Source organism: Phaeobacter sp. PT47_59 (assembly GCF_028890025.1).
Taxonomy (GTDB): domain Bacteria; phylum Pseudomonadota; class Alphaproteobacteria; order Rhodobacterales; family Rhodobacteraceae; genus Phycobacter.
The window spans coordinates 134,667-156,608 of sequence record NZ_JARCJL010000009.1 but is presented as its reverse complement, the minus strand read 5'-3'; the positions used below and the strand labels follow the sequence as shown (position 1 = coordinate 156,608).

Below are 21,942 nucleotides of genomic sequence, written 5' to 3'. Positions count from 1 at the left end.
GCGGTTTGCTGAGCCTACCGCCGTACCCGCAGGTATGACGGAGGCAGGGTGCAGAAATTATTTGTCAGACATTTAAAAGTCTGACATTTAAAGTTCAAGTCCTGAGTCGCGCTCTGCCGCCCCTGGGGCAGAGGCTCACCATTGCCTGGGAGGATTTGCAATGGCTCTGATCTCACCATCCCGTCGTCTGCGGCGCACACCCTTTTCCGAAGGTGTGGAGGCCGCTGGTGTCAAAGGCTACACGGTCTATAACCATATGCTGCTGCCCACGGTTTTCGAAAGCGTGGAGGCCGATTACCATCACCTGAAACGCCATGTGCAGGTCTGGGATGTGGCCTGTGAACGTCAGGTGGAACTGCGCGGGCCTGACGCCGGGCGTCTGATGCAAATGCTGACCCCGCGCGATCTGCGCGGCATGACGGCAGGCCAGTGTTACTATGTGCCGATCGTGGATGAAACGGGCGGCATGCTGAACGACCCCGTCGCGGTCAAGCTGGCGGAGGATCGCTGGTGGATTTCCATCGCCGACAGCGATCTTCTCTATTGGGTCAAGGGTATCGCCAATGGCTGGCGCCTGGATGTGCTGGTGGATGAGCCGGATGTGTCGCCACTTGCGGTACAGGGGCCAAAGGCCGAGGAACTGATGGTGCGGGTCTTTGGCGAAAGCATCCGCAACATCCGCTTCTTCCGCTTTGGTGTCTACCAGTTCCAGGGCCATGATCTGGTGATTGCGCGCTCGGGCTATTCCAAGCAGGGCGGTTTCGAGATCTACGTGGAGGGCAGCGAATTCGGCATGCCGCTGTGGCGCAAGCTGTTCGAGGCGGGCGAAGATCTGGAGGTGCGCGCCGGCTGCCCCAATCTGATCGAGCGGATCGAGGGTGGTCTGCTCAGCTATGGTAACGACATGACCGATGACAACACGCCCCATGAATGCGGGCTCGGTCGGTTCTGCAATACCCATACGGCTATCGGCTGTATCGGTCGCGATGCGCTGTTGCGGGTGGCCAAGGAAGGGCCGGTCCAGCAGATCCGCGCGATCTCGATCCATGGCGATGCGGTGCCGCCCTGTGATCAGATCTGGCCGGTCTATTCCGGCGGGCGCCGGGTCGGGCGGGTGACCTCGGCAGCCTGGTCGCCGGATTTTCAGACCAATGTGGCCATCGGCATGGTGCGCATGACCCATTGGGATGAAGGCACACGGCTTGAGGTGGAAACGCCGGACGGCATGCGCGCGGCCAGCGTGCGCGAGACATTCTGGATTTAGCGAAAGGGGAGTTGGGCATGTTCAATGCATTGGTGGTGAACAAGGACGAAGAGAGCGGCAAGACCTCCGCCGCGGTCGAACAGATCGGGCTTGACGATCTGCCCGAGGCCGAGGTGACGGTGGCGGTGGAATACTCCACCGTGAACTACAAGGACGGGCTCTGCATCGGTCCCGGCGGCGGGCTGGTGCGCAAGTATCCTCATGTGCCGGGCATCGATTTCGCCGGTACCGTCGAGGCTTCTTCCGATGATCGCTACAAGCCCGGTGACAAGGTGGTGCTGACCGGTTGGCGGGTGGGCGAGGCCCATTGGGGCGGCTATTCCCAGAAGGCCCGCGTGCGCGCGGACTGGCTGGTGCCGCTGCCCGAGGGGCTGGATACCCGTCAGGCCATGGCGGTTGGCACGGCCGGTTTCACGGCCATGCTGGCGGTGATGGCGCTGGAGGACCACGGCATGGAGAAACACCACGGCCCGGTTCTGGTAACCGGTGCTGCGGGGGGTGTCGGCTCGGTCGCGACCGCGATCCTGGCGCATCTGGGTTATGAGGTGGCCGCCGTCACCGGTCGCCCCGAGACCGAGGACTACCTGCGCGGCCTTGGCGCGACACAGATCGTGGCGCGTGAAGAGATCAACGAGACGGTCAAGCGGCCGCTGGAAAGCGAGACCTGGGCAGGCTGCATCGATGCCGTGGGTGGTCCCATGCTGGCACGGGTGCTGGGTCAGATGAAATACGGAGCCTCGGTTGCTGCCGTGGGGCTGGCTGGCGGTGCCAACCTGCCTGCAACGGTGGTGCCTTTCCTGCTGCGGGGGGTGAACCTCCTGGGCATTGATTCCGTGATGCAACCCTATGACAACCGCCTGCGCGCCTGGCAGCGGATCGCATCCGACCTGCCGATGGACAAGCTGGAGGCGATGATCCGCCCGGCAACCCTGAAGGATCTGCCGCAACTGGGGGCCGATATCCTGAAAGGTCAGGTCCAGGGCCGTGTGGTTGTGGATGTGAACGGCTGATAAGGCATCCAATGCGGGATGTGATCAAACACGCGGCCTATGCGCCGCGTGTTTTCCATTCTGGTAGGGTTCTGCACGGCTGTGCTTGACCTTCACGGGGAAGACCTGCATCCCTTTTGTGACCGATAATGTGGGGGGCAAAGATGGCTTTGGATATCGATTTTGTGCGTGGGCAGTTCCCTGCCTTTTCCGAACCTTCTTTGCAGGGGCAGGCCTTTTTCGAGAATGCCGGTGGCTCTTACACCTGCAAGCCGGTGATCGACCGGCTGACCCGGTTCTATACCCAGCGCAAGGTGCAGCCCTATGCCCCCTATGAGGCCTCGACTCTGGCCGGGGCCGAAATGGACGAGGCGCGCCAGCGCCTGGCGGCGCTCCTGGGCGTGCAGGCGGATGAAGTCAGCTTCGGTCCCTCCACCACCCAGAACACCTATGTGCTGGCGCAGGCCTTTCGCCAGTTTCTGTCCCCGGGAGAGGCGATCATTGTCACCAACCAGGATCACGAGGCCAACAGCGGCCCCTGGCGCCGCCTGGCCGAGGAGGGGATCGAGATCCGCGAATGGAAGATCGACCCTTTGAGCGGCCATCTGGATCCAAGCGCTCTGGAAGATCTGCTGGATGAAAACGTCCGGCTTGTCTGCTTTCCCCATTGCTCCAACGTGGTGGGAGAGATCAACCCGGTGACCGAGATCACCGCGCTGTGCCATGCGGCGGGGGCCTTTGTCTGCGTCGATGGCGTGTCATATGCGCCGCATGGGTTGCCCAACGTGGATGAGCTGGGGCCGGATATCTATCTCTTTTCCGCCTATAAGACCTACGGGCCCCATCAGGGCGTGATGGTGATCCGCCGCGCCCTGGGGGAATTGCTGCCCAACCAGGGGCACTATTTCAATGCTGATACCCTTTACAAGCGATTCACCCCTGCCGGACCGGATCATGCCCAGGTGGCGGCGAGTGCGGGCATGGCCGATTACATCGATGCGCTCTGTGATCACCATGGCGGCCCCGCGGAAGGGGCCGTTGTGCGCGGCGCATTTGTGCATGATCTGATGCGGGCGCATGAGGTGGAACTGTTGCAGCCGCTGCTGGACGCGGTGAAGGATCGCAATGATCTGCGCCTGATTGGCCCCTCGGATGCGGCCCGGCGCGCGCCCACCGTGGCCGTCGCCATCAACCGCCCCGGCGAAGAGGTGGCAAAGGATCTGGCCGCCCATGGCATCATGGCGGGGGGCGGCGATTTCTACGCGGTCCGCGCGCTGGAGGCGATGGGTGTAAACCCCGATCAGGGTGTCCTGCGGATGAGTTTCACGCATTACACCAGCAAAAATGAGGTGACCCGGCTGATCGAGGCTCTAGATCGCGTGCTGTAGCGTTTCTCAGCACGAAGGCCCACGTATATGAACAGCCAAACTCCGGTGATCTGGTGGATTCGCCGCGATCTGCGTCTGGCAGATAATCCCGCCCTGACCGCAGCCGTAGCGGGGCAGGCTCCGGTGATCCCGGTCTATATTCTGGATGACCAGGAAGCGGCACTTGGGGCCGCGCCCAAGTTCCGGCTTGGGCTGGGGCTGGAACATTTCGCCAGGACGCTGGAAAGCCGGGGCAGCCGCCTGACCTTTCGGCGCGGCGATGCCTTGGAGGCGCTGCAGGAGCTTATCGCTGAAACCGGGGCCAGGCAGGTCTACTGGTCGCGCCTTTATGATCCTCGGGCCATCGCGCGGGATACCGAAATCAAGGAGACCCTGAAATCGGCGGGTGTCGAGGCAAGATCCTTTGGCGGGCGGCTGTTGTTTGAGCCCTGGACGGTGGAGACCAAGGCGGGCGGCATGTTCCGGGTCTATACGCCCTTCTGGAAGGCGGTGCGGAGCCGTGACCCGGATGCCCTGCTGCCGGAGCCGGGCAAGATACCGGCGCCGGATGCGTGGCCGAGCAACGATGCATTGGACAGCTTTCAGATGGGGGCAGCCATGCGGCGCGGCGCAGATGTGGTGCGGGCCCATTGCCGCATTGGCGAAGCCGCAGCTCTGGAGCGATTGGAGACCTTCCTGAGCAACGCGGTGGACCGCTACAAGGATCTGCGCGATTTCCCGGCGCTGGATGCGACCTCGGGCCTGTCTGAAAACCTTGCCTGGGGCGAAATCAGCCCGCATCGGATGTGGCATCTGGGACAGGCTGCGATGGCGCAGGGCGGCAAGGGTACCGAGCACTTCCTGAAGGAACTGGTCTGGCGCGAATTTGCCTATCACCTGATGTATCACACGCCCCATATCCTGAGTGAGAACTGGCGCCCCGAATGGAACGGTTTCGGCTGGAGCCAGGAGGTCACCCCGGATGTGGAGGCCTGGAAACGCGGCCAGACGGGCTATGATTTCGTCGATGCCGCCATGCGCGAACTCTATGTGACCGGCAAGATGCACAACCGCGCGCGGATGATCGTGGCCAGTTTCCTGACCAAGCACCTGATGGTGCATTGGACGCTGGGCATGGAGTGGTTCGCCGACTGTCTGGTGGATTGGGATCCGGCGGCAAATGCCATGGGCTGGCAATGGACCGCAGGGTCGGGGCCGGATGCGGCTCCGTTCTTCCGGATCTACAATCCGGAAGGGCAGATCGACAAGTTCGACGCCGACCGCCGCTATATCCGCCGCTGGATCGCCGAAGGCCAAAGCACGCCGCCGCAAAGCGCGCTCGGTTTCTTCGATGCGGCGCCACGCAGCTGGAAACTCTCGCCCGATCAGCCGCGCGCCCGGCCCTTGATCGATCTCAAGGCAGGGCGAGAGCGGGCATTGGCGGCCTATGGGGCGCATCGCGAGGGCAGGTAGCGGTCCTCGTGGCAAAACCTCAGGTTACCCCCCGTGACAAAACAATGAACTTTCTACGCAGCTCTTGTACCCCTGGCCGGAAAACGGGACAGTGCGGCTGAACCCGGATCCGCCAAAACCAGGGGAGTGAATGCCAATGCCCAATGGAGCCAGACTGATCGCAGCCCTGTCGATGGCGCTGCTTGCCTTTGTGGTGTCGGGCATGATCATGCCCTTGATGCCGGAGGGCACCGATTTTGGCTATTTCACCCATGTGAACATGGCGATCGGGGTTGTGACGGGTTGGGTCCTGATGGGACGGCGCGCCGGACATGGTTTGGTGCCTGCGATCAACAACGGTGTGACCGGCATGGCGGTGATGGTGTTCTGGGGGCTTTTCGCCCAAGGGGTGTGGGAGATGTTCCGCCTGGCGATGCGGCACCGCTACGATGGCCCGTTCGAGGCGCTGAGCGCGATTTTCACGATTGCGCTGGACTACTTCTTTGTGATGGCTGTGTCGCATGTGCTGGCGGCGCTGGTGATCGGTGGGGTTCTGGCGGGTCTCGCCACGGAAAATGCCCACAACCGCTGGCGCTGAACTCAATCACAATTCCAGCCCCAATCCTTAGCCCAAGCCGAAAGGAACCTGCCGCATGGCCGACTTCTTCTTCTATGGAACGCTGCGCCATGCGCCGCTCCTGGCCCTCGTGCTGCAAAGACCCGTGGATTGCCTCGGCGGGGAAGGGGCGACGCTGGCCGACCATTGCGTGCGCCGGGTGGCGGGGCAACCCTATCCGGTGATCGAGAGCTGCCCGGGCCAGAGTGCGGAAGGGATCGTCCTGCGGGGGCTGTCGCAGGCGGATCTGGAGGCGCTGCATTTCTACGAGGGCGGCTTTGGCTACACGGTGAAAACGGTTGCGGTGCACCTGCACGGGGGCGAGACGATTGAGGCCCAGGTCTATTTCCCGATACCGGGACAATTGCCGACGGATGGCCCATGGGAGCTTGAGGTCTGGGAGCGTGACTGGGCAGCCATATCGCTTCGCGCCGCCGAAGAGATGATGGCATACCAGGGGCGAAAGACGCAGGAGGAGATCGCCAGGATCTATCCCGCGATGTTTCGACGGGCCTCTTCCTGGTTGGCGGCGCAGGCGCGCTCCGAGGATCCGGAGCATGATCTGTCGCAGGATGTGCGCGTGCACGCGCACAAGCGCGCCTATGTGAACTTTTTTGCGATGGAGGAGATGGATCTGCAATTCCGTCGCTATGATGGCAGTTTCAGCCCGGTGATCAATCGCGGCGTTGCCCTGGTGGGCCGGGCCACGGTGGTGCTGCCTTACGATCCGGTGCGTGACGAGGTGCTGTTGATCGAACAGTTCCGCGCCGCGACCTTCATCGCCGGTGAAAAACGCCCCTGGATGTGGGAACCGGTGGCCGGTCTGATCGATCCCGGGGAAACGCCGGAGCAGGCGGCCCTGCGGGAAGCACAGGAAGAGGCCGGGCTTCAGGTCACCCGTCTGGAGCCGGTGGGGGAGGTCTACTCTTCCAGCGGTTCATCGGGTGAGTTTCTGCATCTCTTCGTGGGGCTCGCGGATTTGCGTGCCGTGCAGGGCGGCGGCGGTCTGGACAGCGAAAACGAGGACATCCGCAGTAAAGTCATTTCGTTCCGGGAATTGATGGATGGGGTGGACAACTGTATCTATCAAGACATGCCTTTGGTGACAGCGGCGCTGTGGCTGGCCCGGCACCGGGAGAGACTTCGTTCACGAGACGGCCAGGGGGCGTGAGCCTGGCGCTTCACACCTTGTGATCGGGCAGGGGCTTGTCTAAGTCTTTTGGGAACGACTGAAAGGGATACCATGCGCATTGCACGTGACCTGGCCGATGCCATCGGCCATACGCCTCTGATCCGGCTCAACCGCGTCAGCGAGGAAACCGGCTGTGAAATCCTCGGCAAGGCGGAGTTCATGAACCCCGGCCAGTCGGTGAAGGACCGCGCCGCCCTTTACATCATCCGCGACGCCATTGCGCGCGGGGATCTGAAGCCGGGCGGCACCATCGTGGAAGGCACCGCCGGCAATACCGGGATTGGCCTGGCGCTGGTCGGGGCTTCGATGGGGTTCAAGACGGTGATCGTCATTCCCGAAACCCAGTCGGAAGAGAAAAAGGACATGCTGCGCCTCGCCGGTGCGCAACTGGTGCAGGTGCCCGCAGCGCCCTATCGCAACCCCAACAACTTCGTGCGTTACTCGGAACGTTTGGCCAAGGAACTGGCAAAGACGGAACCCAACGGCGCGATCTGGGCCAACCAGTTCGATAATGTTGCCAACCGTCAGGCCCATGTGGAAACCACCGGCCCCGAGATCTGGACACAGTCCGACGGCAAGGTGGATGGCTTCATCTGTGCGGTGGGATCGGGCGGTACCCTTGCGGGTGTGGCAGAGGCGTTGCAGCCCAAGGGCGTGAAGATCGGCCTTGCCGATCCCATGGGGGCGGGGCTTTACAGCTATTACACCACCGGCGAGATCGCCATGGAGGGCTCTTCCATCGCCGAAGGAATCGGACAGGTGCGCATCACCAAGAACCTGGAAGGCTTTACCCCCGATTTCAACTACCAGGTCCCCGATGAAGAGGCGCTGCCGTTTGTCTTTGACCTTCTCCATAATGAAGGGCTGGTGCTGGGCGGATCCTCGGCGATCAATATCGCCGGTGCGGTGCGCATGGCCAAGGACATGGGGCCGGGCAAGACCATCGTGACGGTGCTGTGCGACTATGGCACCCGCTATCAGTCGAAACTGTTCAACCCCGATTTCCTGCGTGAAAAGAGCCTGCCGGTGCCGGATTGGATGACCCATGCGCCGGCCTCGATCCCGGGCGTCTTCGAAGACGTTTGATGGGAATGGCGCGGGCGGGTTCCCTTTTTCGGCTGTGGCTCTATGGGCTGGCGCTGCTGATCGCCCTGGCCCTGCCGCTTTTTGCGCAGATCCCAGCCGGATATGCCGAAACGATCGACGCTTGGCAGAAGACAGCCAGCCGGGCCGAAGAGGTGATCGATACCAATCGGGCCTCCAGCGCGGCGCTGGAACAGCTGCGCAGCGAATTGGCGGGCTATCGGCAAGGCTTTCTGACCGCAGGCAGTGAAAACGCTGACCGTATCCGTACCCTGAAAGGGCAGCTGGAGGCGCTCGGACCGGCGCCGACTGAAGGGGAGGGCGAAGCCCAGGATATCGCCGCGTTGCGGGCCAGCCTGACGCAGCAATTGAGCGCCTTGCAGGTGCCACGCGTGGTGGCCGAGGAAGCCTATCGCCGCGCCGATGGCTTGATCGCGGAAATCGACAAGATCGTGCGCGAGCGGCGCACCGAGCGGCTGCTGGAGCGTGGGGCATCCCCCCTGAACCCCGAGCACTGGCCCGGCGCTGTATCGGTCCTGGTGAGCATTGGCACGGCGCTTTGGCAGGAGACAGTTGTCCAGGTCGTTCACGACACCACGCGCGAGCGGATCAATGACAGTCTGCCTGCCATTCTGGCGCTCGTGATCCTTTCCGCCTTGCTGCTGATGCGCGGGCGTCCCTGGGCCCGTGCGGCGGGGGATTACCTGCGTGAATTTGGCGGTATGGGCACAGGGGTGTGGAGCTTTGTGGTTTCGCTGCTGCAGGTGATTTTGCCTTTTGTGGGGATACTATTGCTGACCAAGGCCGTGGGGCTGGCGGGGATCCTCGGACTGCGCGGCACTCTGCTTGGCAGCTATGTGCCGCTTTGGGCGCTGCTGATCCTGTCGTTCCGCTGGCTGGGAGAGCAATTGTTCGTCCCTCGCGGTCGGCCGGATCTTCTGCCGGTGGCCGACAATCGCCGCAAGCAGGCCCGGTTGATGGTCGACCTTATGGCGCTGGTCCTGGTGTTGCAGGACGCGCTGGGGCGGCTGGAACAGATAGAGCGGATGTCACCTGAAGCCGAGGCGGTTCTGGCCTTTCCGCTGATCTTGGCGGCGTCCCTGCTGCTGGTGCGGCTGTTGCGGCTGACCATCGCATCGCGGGAGGCAGCCAGGTCCGAGGTCGAGGACACAGTCGGTACCGGTGGCAGCAAGATCGTTGCCCTGCTGCAAAAGGGTGCCTATGCGATTGCCATTCTATCCCCGCTTCTGGCTTCGGCAGGCTATCTCAGCGCGGCGGAAGGGCTGGTCTATCCCACGATCGCGACGCTTGCCGTATTGGCCACCACGCTGGTGCTGCAACGGTTTCTGGGGGATACCTATGGCTGGCTCAGCGGCCAGGAGCAGGCGGCGCAGGAGTCACTGTTCACGGTCATGGTCGGCTTTGGGCTGATTGTCCTGGTGCTGCCTTTGCTGGCCTTGATCTGGGGCGCCCGGGTTGCCGATCTGACCGAACTGTGGTCGCGGTTCCTTGTCGGCTTCAGCATTGGTGACACGCGGATCTCTCCGACGGCGTTTCTCAGCTTTGCGGTAATCTTTGCCATTGGGTACACGGTGACGCGGATCGTGCAGGGCAGCCTGCGCAATTCGCTCCTGCCCAAGACCAATATTGATCCGGGTGGGCAGAATGCCATCGTTTCGGGGCTTGGCTATGTGGGGATCTTTCTTGCGGCGGTTGTTGCAATTTCGACCGCCGGCTTCGATCTGTCCTCCTTGGCGATTGTTGCCGGTGCGCTGTCGGTCGGGATTGGCTTTGGCCTGCAGACCATCGTTTCCAATTTTGTCTCGGGTATCATCCTGTTGATTGAACGGCCGATCTCCAAGGGGGACTGGATCGAGGTTGGCGGGCTGATGGGTTATGTGCGCGATATCTCGGTCCGCGCGACCCGGATCGAGACCTTCGACCGCACCGATGTGATTGTTCCCAACTCCGACCTGATCAGCGGGACGGTGACCAACTATACCCGTGGCAATACGGTCGGCCGGGTGATCGTGCCGGTCGGGGTGGCCTACGGTACCGATCCGCGCCAGGTGGAAGCGATCCTGTTGCAGGTCGCCGAGGCACATCCCATGGTCCTGTTGAATCCGGAGCCAAAGGTGATCTTCCAGGGGTTTGGCGCCGACAGCCTGGATTTTGAAATCCGGGCGATCCTGCGCGACGTGAACTGGGTGCTGTCTGTCAAATCCGACATGAACTATGAGATTGCCCGCAGGTTCGAGGAAGCAGGTATCGAAATTCCCTTTGCGCAGCGCGACATCTGGATTCGCAATCCCGAGGCGCTTGTTCCTGCGGCACAGGAGGCTGAGGACCGGGAAGACAGCCAGCAGGCTCCGGTACGCCCCGAACTCTCCGAACTCCCGGAACGCCCGGATCTCGACGATGTAGACTCGGCTGAAGGTGAGACCGACAAGTAGGCTTGAAACCTGCCCAATGAACGTCGCTTGGGTCGTGATCAGCAGGGATAATCCGCAAGTGGGATCCCTGCTTTGGCGCGAAATGCACCACCAACCGGATGAAAAGGGCCCGTGATTCGGGTCGGTTTTTCGGTTTATGTGTTTCCAAATCAGAGACGGTACGGATATTGCTCTTTCATTGTCGCCGATAATGCGGTCCTGCGTCATATTGCAGGGTGATCGATTTGGTTGATTGTATGGGTTTCCCAGGCCGTCAATTGATATCCAGGTGGAAACAAAGAACCACCTGATCGGGGTGAGTTGGCGCTGTTTTTCTGCCAAAACGGCGCATATCTGCCCAATGTGCAGCAGGGCAACCGATTGTTGCAAAATGTATAAATCGCCCTGGAAACAATCTGAACCGCGCATTTGGTCCGGTGCAGGCCTTCTTCCGGGCTGTCGCGGCGATCCGGTAAAGTTTCGTTCAAATTTTTCCTTTGTCCGCCTCGGGGGCTGCAGTAGTTTGAAGATGCCCATTTGGGGGGGCTGTTGCTGCGTATGCCAGTAATTGGTGGAGGCGCTGTTCGCTGCGAACGCTGCTGTTTGGCGGTTGTGTCCTGTTGGATCGTGATTGGTGTCGAAGGTTGTGAAACCGGACACCGCGACCGCAGGCGCCTGTGCAGGTCGTGGACGCGCGCCCTGTGAACGGTTGCGCGCCGAGCTCCCTGATATTGGCTGGATTTAACGCCTTGCGCGCTGTTTCGCCGAAGAGGTTCGGCGCCTTTGCAGCGCATGGGGTATCAGGCGAATAGATGCGCCGATAAGGAGACTGTGATGGCTAAGAATTTCGACAACCCTTATTCGGCCAATCTGATTGGGCTGTGGGATTTCCGTGACGGGTATACCGAAGACGATACCGGTCTGGGCGACGGCATTGCCCAGGATGGGGCGGGCTCGCCCACAACCGGCTATGCCGGTGGCTGGATGGTCGGCAACGGCTCGGATACCCAGTTCACCGTCGATGGCAGCCAGGATGATCCCTTCGATCTGACCGAAGGCACGATCATCACCACGTTCCGCCCCAATGACGTTCCGGCTTCCGGCTCGCAGACCGTGGTGAGCCGCGGGCTTGAAACACCGGGCGACGCCGATGGCGAAAACTTCGAAATCCGCACCACATCGGACGGTGCGATCGAGGTGGTGCATGCGGATGGGGGCTCGTCGGTGCTCTTGTCCACGGATCCGGGTTTCTTCACCTCCGGTGATATCCTGACCGTGAAATACGCCTGGACCGACGGTGGGCAGACCATGGTGGTCGAGAACACCACCCAAGGGACCGTCGCCACCGCAGGGGATGATGTGGCCGGTATGACGCTGGATGTCGCCGGCGCCGGAGAGGACAGCTTCTCCATCGGCGCTGCCGGGGACGGGGCGCAGTCCTTCGATGGGATCATCGACTATGTGGCGGTTCTGGACGAGGACGTGATCGTTTCGGGCCTTGATGGCATTGTCGAAGGTGCTGCCACGGATGATCTGATCGATGCCGCCTACACGGGCGATCCTGAGGGCGACATGATCGATGCGGGCGACGCCATCGACCCCACGGTCGGCCCCGATGATGATCTGGTCCATGCCGGTGCCGGAGATGACACGGTCGAGGCCGGTGCCGGTGATGACACGGTTCATGGCGGATCGGGTGCGGATGTTCTGAATGGCGGCGCCGGTGACGATGTGATCGAAGGCGATACCGATGCGCCGGGTGCTGGCAGCAGCAGCCGCGAGGTGTTCCAGTGGGATCTGGCGCCGGATCCCGATGATGGCGGCGCGGTCGATCCCGACGATGATCTGACCGGCGGCTTCAGCCAGGATACCGGTTCGGTCACGGTCGATTTCTCCGTTCAATCGCAAAGCTCAGGCGTGGAAACCGAATTCGGCAACGCCACGCAGTTCGTCGGCAATATCGATACCGGCGGCAGCCCGGCGGATCCGAACAGCGGCCTGTCCTCCGTCATGAACGGTGACGGCAATGCGGCGACCTATCAGCTGGATTTCTCTGACTCTGTCGGCAATGTCTCCTTCCGCGTCAACGATATCGACGGCAATAGTTCGGTACAGATCACCGCCTATGACGCCAGCGGCAACCCGGTTGTGGTCAACCTGGCGGGTGGCCCGGCGTTGACCATGTCCGACACAGATGCGGTGGCTGGCGACGATACGGCGGATGTGTCGGTGCCCGGCACCTATGCCAGCAATGACAATGCCGACCATTCCCTGCTGGTCACCATTCCGGGGCCGGTCTCGCAGATCGTGATCGAACACAGCCAGCCCGGACCCAACAACAGCGGCATCGATGTGTCGGACGTCTATTTCGACGCGACCGACCCGGCCGCTCCGATCGTGCCCGGCGATGACACCATCGACGGCGGCGGCGGTGACGATGTGATCATCGGCAATGGCGGTGATGACAGCCTGACCGGTGGCGATGGCTCCGACAGCGTCGATGGCGGGGATGGCGATGATGTCATTGATACCTCGGGCAATGAGCCGACGCCGCTGCCCGACCGCGGTTTCCCCGGCTACACGGGCACCACACCCTCGATCCCTCCGATCCCGGCGGACGCCGACCCGACCGACGACATGGATACCGTTGTGGGTGGCGCGGGCAATGACACCATCACCACAGGCGATGATGCCGACCTGATCTCGGGCGATGGCGGCGACGATGTGATCGACGCAGGTATCGACGACGACACCGTCGATGGTGGTGACGACAACGATCTGATCACCGGTGGCGAAGGCTCCGACAGCCTGATGGGCGGCGCGGGCGATGATACCATCTATGGCGGATTGGACCCGGTCTTCCCCGATGGTTTGAACATCATGGACGATGGCGCCGATGGCCGCCCGGTGGATCCCGATCCCACCAATGGCATGGATACCATCGAAGGTGGTGCGGGCAACGATGTGATCTACGGCCAGGACGATGACGATGTCATCTCCGGTGGCGAAGGCGATGACACCATCGATGCCGGCATCGATGACGATGAGGTGTCCGGTGGCGTCGGCAACGACATGATCACCGGCGGCCACGGCGCCGACACCCTCAGCGGTGATGCCGATCGTGACTACTTTATTGGTGGCACCGATGGCGACGTGGTCGATGGCGGCTCGACCGGCGACGACTATGACACGCTGGACCTGACCGGCGTGAACTTCGAGATCGCCTCGCGCACCCTGGATGCGGATGGCAACAGCTACTCCGGCACCATCAACCTGCTGGACAGCTCGGACGCGGTCGTCGGCTCCATGACCTACAGCGAGATCGAGCGGATCATCCCCTGCTTCACGCCGGGCACCCTGATCGCCACCCCGCATGGGGAGCGTAAGGTGGAAGAGCTGCAGGCCGGAGACCGCGTGATTACCCGCGACAACGGCATCCAGGAGATCCGCTGGGTCGGCACCCGCAGCCTCAGCCCCGCAGAGCTGAAGGGTGCTGCGCATCTGCAGCCGGTGCTGATCCGCCAGGGTGCTCTTGGCAACGGTCTGCCCGAGCGCGACATGATGGTCAGCCCCAATCACCGGGTTCTGGTCGCAAATGACAAGACAGCCTTCTACTTCGAGGATCGCGAAGTCCTGGTTGCCGCCAAGCACCTGACCGGTCTGGACGGGGTGGATGTGGTGGAAACCACTGCGGTGACCTACATCCACTTCATGTTCGATCAGCACGAGGTGGTGCTCTCCGATGGGGCCTGGACCGAAAGCTTCCAGCCGGGCGATCTGACCTTGCGCGGCCTGGATCTGGAGCAGCGCAACGAGGTGTTCGAACTGTTCCCGGAGCTGCAGACAGAGGAAGGCCGCGAGGCCTATACCTCGGCGCGCCGGTCGCTGAAGAAACACGAAGCCCGTCTGCTGGTACACTGACCCGGTTTCGCCTGTCGCCTGGGGAGGAACGACAGGTAGACCGCGCGGTGCAGGACATCGGCACATGGGAGGGGCAGGGCTGTCATGGCCCTGCTCTTTTTTGATCAGTTGGTGCTGAAACCCAGAGGTCCGGATTGTGCCTGAAAGCTGCGGTGCCATACCCGGCGCCAATGCCCTCAATGGCCAAGTGTCGGGCGATGGACAGGCGCCTGTGGGGCCATGGCAGAACGCATGTCACCGTGACAGGGGCGTGCGGTTCCTCGGGAGTTGATCTTGCGGCGAGCGCGCTACTGACTGACGCCGCGCAGCAGTTCAATCAGCTTGTCGGCCTCGTCCTTGCCGAGCAAGGACTGGAATTCGGCATCTTGCTCTTTCACTTCCTGCCGGATCTGAAGCATCCGCTTCTTGCCAAGGGCCGTAGGCAGGACATTGATCTGGCGATGGTCAGCCTGTGCGACTTGCCGGTGTACCAGGCCGTCCGAAACCATCCGGTCCACCAGCTTGGTCAGGGTCGGTGGGTTCATCAGCACCACCTCGGCAAGCTGCCCCATGGTCAGCCGCTGGTCCGCTTCCAAGGTTTCAAGTATCCGCCATGCTTCGATCTGAATGCCGTGTTGCTTCAGGCGCGAGTTCAAAGACGCGGCCACCTTTCGATGGGCTGCGGCCAGAGCATAAGACAGATAGTCCTGGATTGGGTTTTGACTCGTTTCCATCGGGGCACCTGCTTGTAACGTTTGGAATTTATTTGACTTGGAAAATAAAATCAATTGGTATGTAGCGGTTCCCGATCCGGCAGGGAAGGGCCGAACGACATTGACGACCTTACCACGTGTTCCGACCGAACTTGAGGAGCTGCGCGATGATCCGATCTTGCGTGGCAAGGGGATCTTTCGCGTTGCCCTTCTCATTCCCCTATGCGGGGCTGCGGGTCTATGGGCGCCCTCCTGCATCTCAAGTGCGCAAGTGGCGGTCGAAGAGCTGAACCGGGCAAATGGGATTGATGGCCGCAAGGTGCAGCTGATCATGATAGATGCCGCCATGGAGGCGAGCATTTCGATCGAGGAGACGGTGAACGACCTGATCGAGACCAATTCGATCGATGCCATCGTCGGCATGCACATCAGCGCCATTCGCCAACGGCTCAGCAAGGTTGTCCGTCAACGCATCCCCTATATCTATACGCCGCTCTACGAGGGGGGCGAGCGGACAGAGGGGTTGTTCGCGATCGGTGAAACACCCGAAGAACAGCTCGGTCCGTCGATCGAATATATTCAGAACGCCTACCGGCCGCGCAGCTGGGCTTTGATCGGCAACGATTATGTCTGGCCCCGGACCTCGCACAACTATGCCAAGACCAAGCTGCAGGAGATGTCAGTGGGCTTGGCCTATGAGAAGTATCTGCCCTTTGGTCTGACCAGCATGAGCCGGTTTGTCGAGGAGATCTCGAACTCCGGTGCCGAAGCGGTGCTGATCTCGCTGGTGGGGCAGGACGCCGTTGCCTTCAATCGGGCCTTTGGCAATGCGAAACTGCATGACCGAATGGTGCGCCTGTCCTGTGCCATCGAAGAAAATGGCCTGTTGGGATGCGGGGCGAAAAACAGCAAGCGGTTGTTCGCCGCGTCGTCCTACTTTGGCACCCTGCCGACAGAGGCCAACCAGGCCTTCAAGGAGAAATACTACCGCGTGCACGGGGACCAGGCACCGGTGCTGAATGCCTTGGGACAGTCCACATACGAAGGGGTGCATTTCCTGGCCGGTCTGATGGAAGGACATGCCAAGATCTGGCGCGATCACACCGTTTCGGATGCCCTGCCTGTGGTGTACCGCAGTGGCCGGAAACTGCTGTCATCCAACGCAAGCGACCGGGCGCCGATCTATCTTGCGCGCGCCGACGGCCTGCGGTTTGAGGTCATAAAAGAGATTTGAAACAGCGACTTGATGGAAAGTAGTTTCCAATTCAATTTTTTTACTTGAATTGGAAAATAAATTCTCCCACGCTTTGACCAACGAATGGATTGCGGGCCAGCGGGCCTGACGATCGGTCAAATGGGGAGAAATGCCTTGGCTTGGGTTATCCTGCTGGTTCTGCTGGTTGTTGTTGCGCTGATCGCGATCTGGTTTCTGCAAAGATACTACGCAAAGGCGACCCTGGACACTGCGCTGGTGCGCACCGGTTTCGGGCGCCGCCGCATCATCACCGACGGGGGCTGCCTGTCTCTGCCAATCCTGCATCAGGTTCAGAAAGTCTCCATGGGAGCGCTGAGTTTCAGCATCAGCCGCGTCGGGCGCGATGCGGTGCTGACACGGGACAAGATGCGCGCTGATGTGCAGTTCGAGTTCGAGCTGCGCGTTGCCCCGACAGAGGACGGCATTGCAACGGCGGCGCAGGCCTTGGGGTCGCGCATCGCCCGAGGCGGCGAAACGGTCCGGGATGTTTTTGCCGGTTCGCTTGTGGATGCCATCCAGCGTGCAGCGGCCATTCGCACCTTGGAAGAGATCCACCTGGACCGCTCCGGCTTTTCCGCCGATGTGGCCGAGGCCATCGAAGCGCAGGCCCAGAAACTGGGTCTCACGCTGGTTTCGGCGTCGCTGATTGCAGTGGATCAGAGCGATCTTGGCCAGTGGAACGAGAACAATGCCTTCAACGCGCAGGGCATGCGGCAACTGGCGGAATTGGTCGCCGAGCAGCGCAAGGAACGCATTCGCATCGAAACAGAAGCCGAGGTCGCCGTGCGCGAAAGTCATCTTGCACAGCATCAGCGGCAATTGGAACTGCAGCGCGCCGAGCGCGAGGCAGAGATCGCACAGCAGGAGCATCTCGCGAAACTCGAAGCCGACGCGAAATCCCGCGAGGCCAGGGCGCGCGATGAAGCCAGGCTCGCCAGCGAAACCACGCGGATCGAGAACGAAAAACGCATGAAGGCAACGCAGGTCGAAACCGACGAGGCCCTGCGCAAAGCCGAGATGACAGCCATCCGGACGCTCGAAGAAGAGAAGATCGAGAATGATATCCTGATCGCGAGGAAACGCGCCCAGGAAGCCGAGGCGCGCGCCGAGGAAGAAACCGCCAAGGCCAAGGTCATCCTCGCCGCCGAAAGCGTGCAAGCCCAGAAAGAACGTGCCATTGCCGAACGGCAACGTGAGATCGCCCGCCTGAACCAGGAAAAGGAGCTGGAGCTGGAGGGCGCCAAGGTCCGGCGCGATGTCGAGACGCTTCTGGAAAAGGCCAAGGCCGATGCAGCCGTGAAAACCAAGGCCAGCGAAGTGGAACGCGCCCGGATGGAGGCAGAGGCCGCAGGCCGCGTTGCACTGAACCAGGCTGAAAACACGCTGGGTGAGGCTGTCATCCGGATGCGCCTGGAAGAGCGCAAGCTGGACCGGCTGCCTGAAATCATGACGCAGATGATGAAGCCGGTCGAAAAGATCGACTCGATCCGGATCAACCAGATTTCAGGCGTCGGAGGTGGCGCTGGCACGGGTGACGGGGTTGATGGCGCCTTTGGCTCGGCCATGGAGCAGATCCTTGGCATGGCCGTCCGTCTGCCCGCGATGAAACAGATGGGCGAGGAGATCGGGCTTGATTTCGATGCCAATCTGGCCGGGCGCACCGCTGATTACGCCAACCGGATCAAAGACAAACCAAAAACCGAAAAGTGACGGAAAAACCGTCCAGCCCCCAACCGGAACGACAACAGGAAGGAAATTGATATGTCATTGAACCGCCGCACCTTTTTAGCCGGTACAGCAGCCCTTGCTGGTGCGTCTGCGCTGCCGCGCGTCAGCCTTGCCGCCGATACCATCAAGCTGGGCTCGATCCTCGATACATCCGGCATCTTCGATGCCTATGGCAAGCCGATGGATATGGCCATGCGTCTGGCCGTCGATGAAATCAACGCAGGCGGAGGCCTGCTGGGCAAGCAGGTCGAGATCGCCGCCTATGACACGCAATCGGATATGGCGCTCTATTCGCAATATGCCCAGCAATTGACCCGTCAGGACAAGGTGGATGTGGTGCATGGCGGCATCCTGTCCGCGTCTCGCGAGGCCATTCGCCAGACAATGCGCAAGACAAAAACACCCTATTTCTACAACGTCCTTTACGAGGGCGGTGTCTGTGACCGCAACATCTTCATCAACGGTGTGACCCCGGCCCAGCAGGTCGAGGCGCTGGTGCCCTATGCCATGGGCAAGTCGGGCAAGAAGGTCTACATCCTCGCCGCCGATTATAACTACGGGCAGATCACCGCGCGCTGGATTCAGAAATTCGTGGCCGACAATGGCGGTGAAACCGTGGGCGTCGATTTCTTCCCGCTGGACGTCAGCGACTTTGGCTCGACCATCGCCAAGATCCAATCCGTTGGCCCCGATCTGGTGATCGCGCCGCTGGTGGGCGGTGCGCATCTTAGCTTCTTCCGTCAGTGGGCCGCCGCAGGCATGAAGGACAAGATCCCGCTGGCCTCCACCACCCTCGGCGTGGGCAACGAACATAAAGTTCTGACCCCGGAAGAGGGCAACGGCATCATGGTCGCCTACAACTACAGCCAGGAGCTCGATACCCCCGCCAACACCGCCTTCAAGGAACGTTGGGCGGCCGCCTATGGGGATAGCAACCTGATCCATGAAATTGCCGTGTCCAACTATCAGGGCGTGCTGACCTGGGCCGAAGCGGTGCGCCAGGCGGGGTCCCTGGATCGTGACGCGTTGATTGCCGCACTGGAATCCGGCCTGTCGATCGAGGGTCCGGCCGGCAAGGTCACGGTTGATCCCAAAACGTACCACGCGGTTCTGGATGTCCATATCATGGAATTCGTAAACCAGGGTATGAAGGTGATCGAAACGCTGCCCCAGCGCCAGCCGGTCGATACCCAGGCTGTCTGCGATCTTGCGGCCAATCCGGGCGACAACACGCAGTACGAAATCGAGATCTGATCGCTGTCTCAGATCGCGCGCGGGGTGTTCTTGCCCCGCGCAACCATCCCATAGATCTCTCTTTTCAACGGAATCTCGCGCCAATGGATTTGTCCGTCGTCATTCTTGTCGAAATGCTCTACGCGGTTGCCTCCTTGATCCTTGTCAGCGCGGGCCTTGCGGTCGTGTTCGGCATGATGAAAGTGATCAATCTTGCCCATGGCGAGTTCATGATGATGGGCGGGTATGCGACCATCACCGCCGTAAATCTTGGTGTGAACATCTTTCTGGCGATGCTGGTGATCGCGCCAATCGTCGTGGGGCTGATCGGACTCGCGGTCGAGCGGCTGGTGATCCGGCATCTCTACGGACGCTTGGTCGATACGATGCTGGCGACCTGGGGGTTGAGCCTGTTCTTCATCGGTCTGGCCACGATGATCTTTGGCAATACGACAACCGGGATTTCGACACCGATCCCCGGGTTTGCCATCGGCAACTATCAGATCAACGGCTACAATTTTTTCATCATCGTGGTCGCGGTGCTGTTGCTGGTCGGGATGCTATTGATCCTGAAGACAACACGCGCGGGGTTGATCGCGCGCGGCGCCATGCAGCGGGCCGACATGGCGGCGGCCCTGGGCTACAGCCCCGACCGTATCTACATGGCGACCTTCTTTTTCGGTTCGGCGCTGTCCGGGATGGCGGGGGCCGTGCTGGCCCCGCTGGTTGGCCTCGTGCCGACATCGGGTGGCGCCTATATCGCCAAGGCCTTCATCACGGTGATCGCGGGCGGGCCGTCGCTGATTGCCGGTCTCTTTTCCAGCGCCGGTTTCTTCGGCGTGGTGAACCAGTTTTTCACCTTCGCCGTCTCTCCGGTCATCGGTGAAGTCGCCTTGCTGGTTGCCGCTGTCGTTCTGCTGCGACTTCTGCCGCAGGGCATCACCGGCAAGTTCTTCAAGGGGAAGCTCTGATGCAGGGAAGCCTCTCAAAAGACGCCGTCAAGATCATCCTGGTCACGGCTGTGCTGATCTGGGTGATGCCGCTGCTGATCGGCACCTACACGCTGACGGTTCTGATCGTCTACGGGATGCTGGGCCTGAGCCTTGGCCTGATCTGGGGCTTCGGTGGTATCCTCTGTTTCGGGCAAGCGGCGTTTTTTGGCCTCGGCGCATATACTTACGCCATTGCCGCGATCAACCTGGGCGAAAGCACGGTCCCGATGATCCTGGCGGTCCTGGTCCCGGGCCTCTTTGCAGCGCTTCTGGGCGCCATGATGTTCTACGGGCGGCTGAATGATGTCTACCTCGGGGTCATCACCCTGGTTGTGACCCTGATCCTGTTCAAGTTCATCAACTCCACCGCCGGGCCGCAGTATGTGATCGGAACCGCGCGGCTGGGCGGGTTCAACGGCATCCCCGGTTTCCAGACCCTGAACGTCCCCGGAGACCCCGATGCCTACATCTGGGGTGACAGCTATTTCTATGTCTGCGCTGTTCTGTTGGGGCTGGTCTTCTTCCTGGTGACGGCCTTGCTGAGATCCAGCTTTGGCCGCATCGCGGTCGGCATCCGGGAAAACGAAACCCGCATGTCGCTGATGGGCTATGACGTGCGCGCCCGGAAAACCCTGCTGTTTGCCACCGGCGCTGCCATCGCCGGGTTGGCCGGCGCGCTGTTTGCCAACTGGGCAGAGATTGTCACGCCGAACCTGTTTTCCCTGGGACAATCGGCCGAGATCATCATCTGGTGTATCGTCGGCGGTCTGGGCACGCGGCTGGGGCCGGTTCTGGGCGCTGCCGGTCTGGCCTATCTGAAGTTCCTGCTGGGGCAGCAGGCCGTGGTGGACAACACGCTGATCACTGGGCTGATCCTGGTGCTGTTCGTGCTCTTCCTGCCCAAAGGCGTCGTTCCGGCGCTGGCGGACCTCTGGAAGGTGAGCTTTGGCCGCCGACCCCTGGGGCGCATTCACCAGCAACGGCGCCTGAGATACCGGGAGCGTCGCAATGGCTGAACTTGTTCTTGAAACCCAGGGACTGACAATGCGCTTTGGCGGTGTGGTCGCGGCCAATAACGTCGACTTCAAACTCCGCGCCCGCGAGCTGCGCTGCCTGATCGGCCCGAATGGGGCGGGCAAATCCACCTTCTTCAAATGCGTGACGGGGTTGCAGACGCCAACCGAAGGCGAGGTCTACATGCGTGGGGTCGAGACCACGCACTGGATGCCGCATCAGATTGCCTCCCTGGGGGTCGGCATCAAGACCCAGACACCCAACGTCATGGACAGCCTGAGCGTCTTTGAAAACATCTGGTTGGCAGCCCGGCGGTTTCATGAGCCCCAGGAGGCCAATCGCAAGACGCAGGAGATCGTCGAACGCCTGGCCCTGGGGGCGATCGCCCGCGACGATCTGGGGCGGCTGGCGCATGGCGAACGCCAGCGTGTCGAGCTGGGTCTGGTTGCCGTCGGGGATCCCTGGCTGGTGTTGCTGGACGAACCCGCGGCCGGCATGAGCGCCGAAGACGTGGAGCGCATGACCGCGATCATTCACGAACTGAACAAGACCGCCGCGATCATCATCGTCGAGCATGACATGCAGTTTATTCGCTCCATTGCCGAGGTGGTGACGGTTTTCCACCAGGGAGAAGTGTTGATGGAAGATCATGTGGACCGGGTCATGTCCGACCCAATGGTGCGCAACGTCTATCTTGGAAAGAAGGCCTGAG

General features: G+C 61.4%; 16 protein-coding genes. 15 read left to right on the top strand and 1 reads right to left on the bottom strand.

From position 1 onward, the window contains the following. Positions 1–160 precede the first annotated feature (160 nt). From PXK01_RS10830 to PXK01_RS10790, 9 genes are all read left to right on the top strand, one after another. Positions 161–1,264: a dimethylsulfoniopropionate demethylase gene (locus PXK01_RS10830; RefSeq protein WP_274860013.1), complete on the top strand. Its 1,104-nt coding sequence runs from the start codon at positions 161–163 to the stop codon at positions 1,262–1,264. Between the two features lie 17 nt (positions 1,265–1,281). Further along, on the top strand, positions 1,282–2,274 hold the full coding sequence (acuI, locus tag PXK01_RS10825) for an acryloyl-CoA reductase (RefSeq protein WP_274846338.1): 993 nt from the start codon (positions 1,282–1,284) through the stop codon (positions 2,272–2,274). Between the two features lie 143 nt (positions 2,275–2,417). Next, positions 2,418–3,641, top strand: a complete 1,224-nt coding sequence (locus PXK01_RS10820) for an aminotransferase class V-fold PLP-dependent enzyme (protein WP_274860012.1) — start codon at positions 2,418–2,420, stop codon at positions 3,639–3,641. 27 nt (positions 3,642–3,668) lie between these two features. After that, a complete protein-coding gene (locus PXK01_RS10815) occupies positions 3,669–5,093 on the top strand; it encodes a cryptochrome/photolyase family protein (RefSeq protein ID WP_274860011.1) in 1,425 nt (474 codons plus the stop codon). A gap of 136 nt (positions 5,094–5,229) precedes the next feature. Beyond that, positions 5,230–5,670, top strand: coding sequence for a TrgA family protein (locus PXK01_RS10810; protein WP_274860010.1), 441 nt, complete (start codon positions 5,230–5,232; stop codon positions 5,668–5,670). A 55-nt stretch (positions 5,671–5,725) separates the two neighbouring features. Then, positions 5,726–6,859, top strand: coding sequence for an NUDIX domain-containing protein (locus PXK01_RS10805; RefSeq protein WP_274860009.1), 1,134 nt, complete (start codon positions 5,726–5,728; stop codon positions 6,857–6,859). A 72-nt stretch (positions 6,860–6,931) separates the two neighbouring features. Further along, positions 6,932–7,966, top strand: a complete 1,035-nt coding sequence (locus PXK01_RS10800; RefSeq protein WP_274846333.1) for a cysteine synthase A — start codon at positions 6,932–6,934, stop codon at positions 7,964–7,966. A 5-nt stretch (positions 7,967–7,971) separates the two neighbouring features. Next, on the top strand, positions 7,972–10,416 hold the full coding sequence (locus PXK01_RS10795; protein WP_446728444.1) for a DUF3772 domain-containing protein: 2,445 nt from the start codon (positions 7,972–7,974) through the stop codon (positions 10,414–10,416). A gap of 813 nt (positions 10,417–11,229) precedes the next feature. Beyond that, positions 11,230–14,316, top strand: coding sequence for a Hint domain-containing protein (locus PXK01_RS10790; RefSeq protein ID WP_274860007.1), 3,087 nt, complete (start codon positions 11,230–11,232; stop codon positions 14,314–14,316). Positions 14,317–14,603: 287 nt separating this feature from the next. On the opposite strand, the gene PXK01_RS10785 is transcribed toward PXK01_RS10790, so the two are convergent. Beyond that, positions 14,604–15,029, bottom strand: a complete 426-nt coding sequence (locus PXK01_RS10785) for a MarR family winged helix-turn-helix transcriptional regulator (protein ID WP_274860006.1) — start codon at positions 15,027–15,029, stop codon at positions 14,604–14,606. Positions 15,030–15,129: 100 nt separating this feature from the next. Here PXK01_RS10785 and PXK01_RS10780 point away from each other — a divergent pair, with 100 nt between their 5' ends. From PXK01_RS10780 to PXK01_RS10755, 6 genes are all read left to right on the top strand, one after another. Then, positions 15,130–16,242, top strand: coding sequence for a substrate-binding domain-containing protein (locus tag PXK01_RS10780; RefSeq protein ID WP_274846328.1), 1,113 nt, complete (start codon positions 15,130–15,132; stop codon positions 16,240–16,242). 135 nt (positions 16,243–16,377) lie between these two features. Beyond that, the gene (locus PXK01_RS10775) at positions 16,378–17,973 is read left to right on the top strand and encodes a flotillin family protein (protein WP_274860005.1); all 1,596 of its coding nucleotides are present in this window, start codon (positions 16,378–16,380) and stop codon (positions 17,971–17,973) included. Positions 17,974–18,024: 51 nt separating this feature from the next. Next, complete coding sequence (locus PXK01_RS10770) at positions 18,025–19,245, top strand: urea ABC transporter substrate-binding protein (RefSeq protein ID WP_274860004.1); 1,221 nt, start codon at positions 18,025–18,027, stop codon at positions 19,243–19,245. 83 nt (positions 19,246–19,328) lie between these two features. Then, positions 19,329–20,195, top strand: a complete 867-nt coding sequence (locus PXK01_RS10765; RefSeq protein ID WP_274846325.1) for an ABC transporter permease subunit — start codon at positions 19,329–19,331, stop codon at positions 20,193–20,195. Beyond that, on the top strand, positions 20,195–21,232 hold the full coding sequence (locus tag PXK01_RS10760) for a branched-chain amino acid ABC transporter permease (RefSeq protein WP_274860003.1): 1,038 nt from the start codon (positions 20,195–20,197) through the stop codon (positions 21,230–21,232). Before PXK01_RS10765 ends, PXK01_RS10760 begins: the two co-directional genes overlap by 1 nt. Continuing rightward, a complete protein-coding gene (locus tag PXK01_RS10755; protein WP_274860002.1) occupies positions 21,225–21,941 on the top strand; it encodes an ABC transporter ATP-binding protein in 717 nt (238 codons plus the stop codon). The genes PXK01_RS10760 and PXK01_RS10755 overlap by 8 nt, the downstream gene beginning before the upstream one ends. Position 21,942 lies beyond the last annotated feature (1 nt).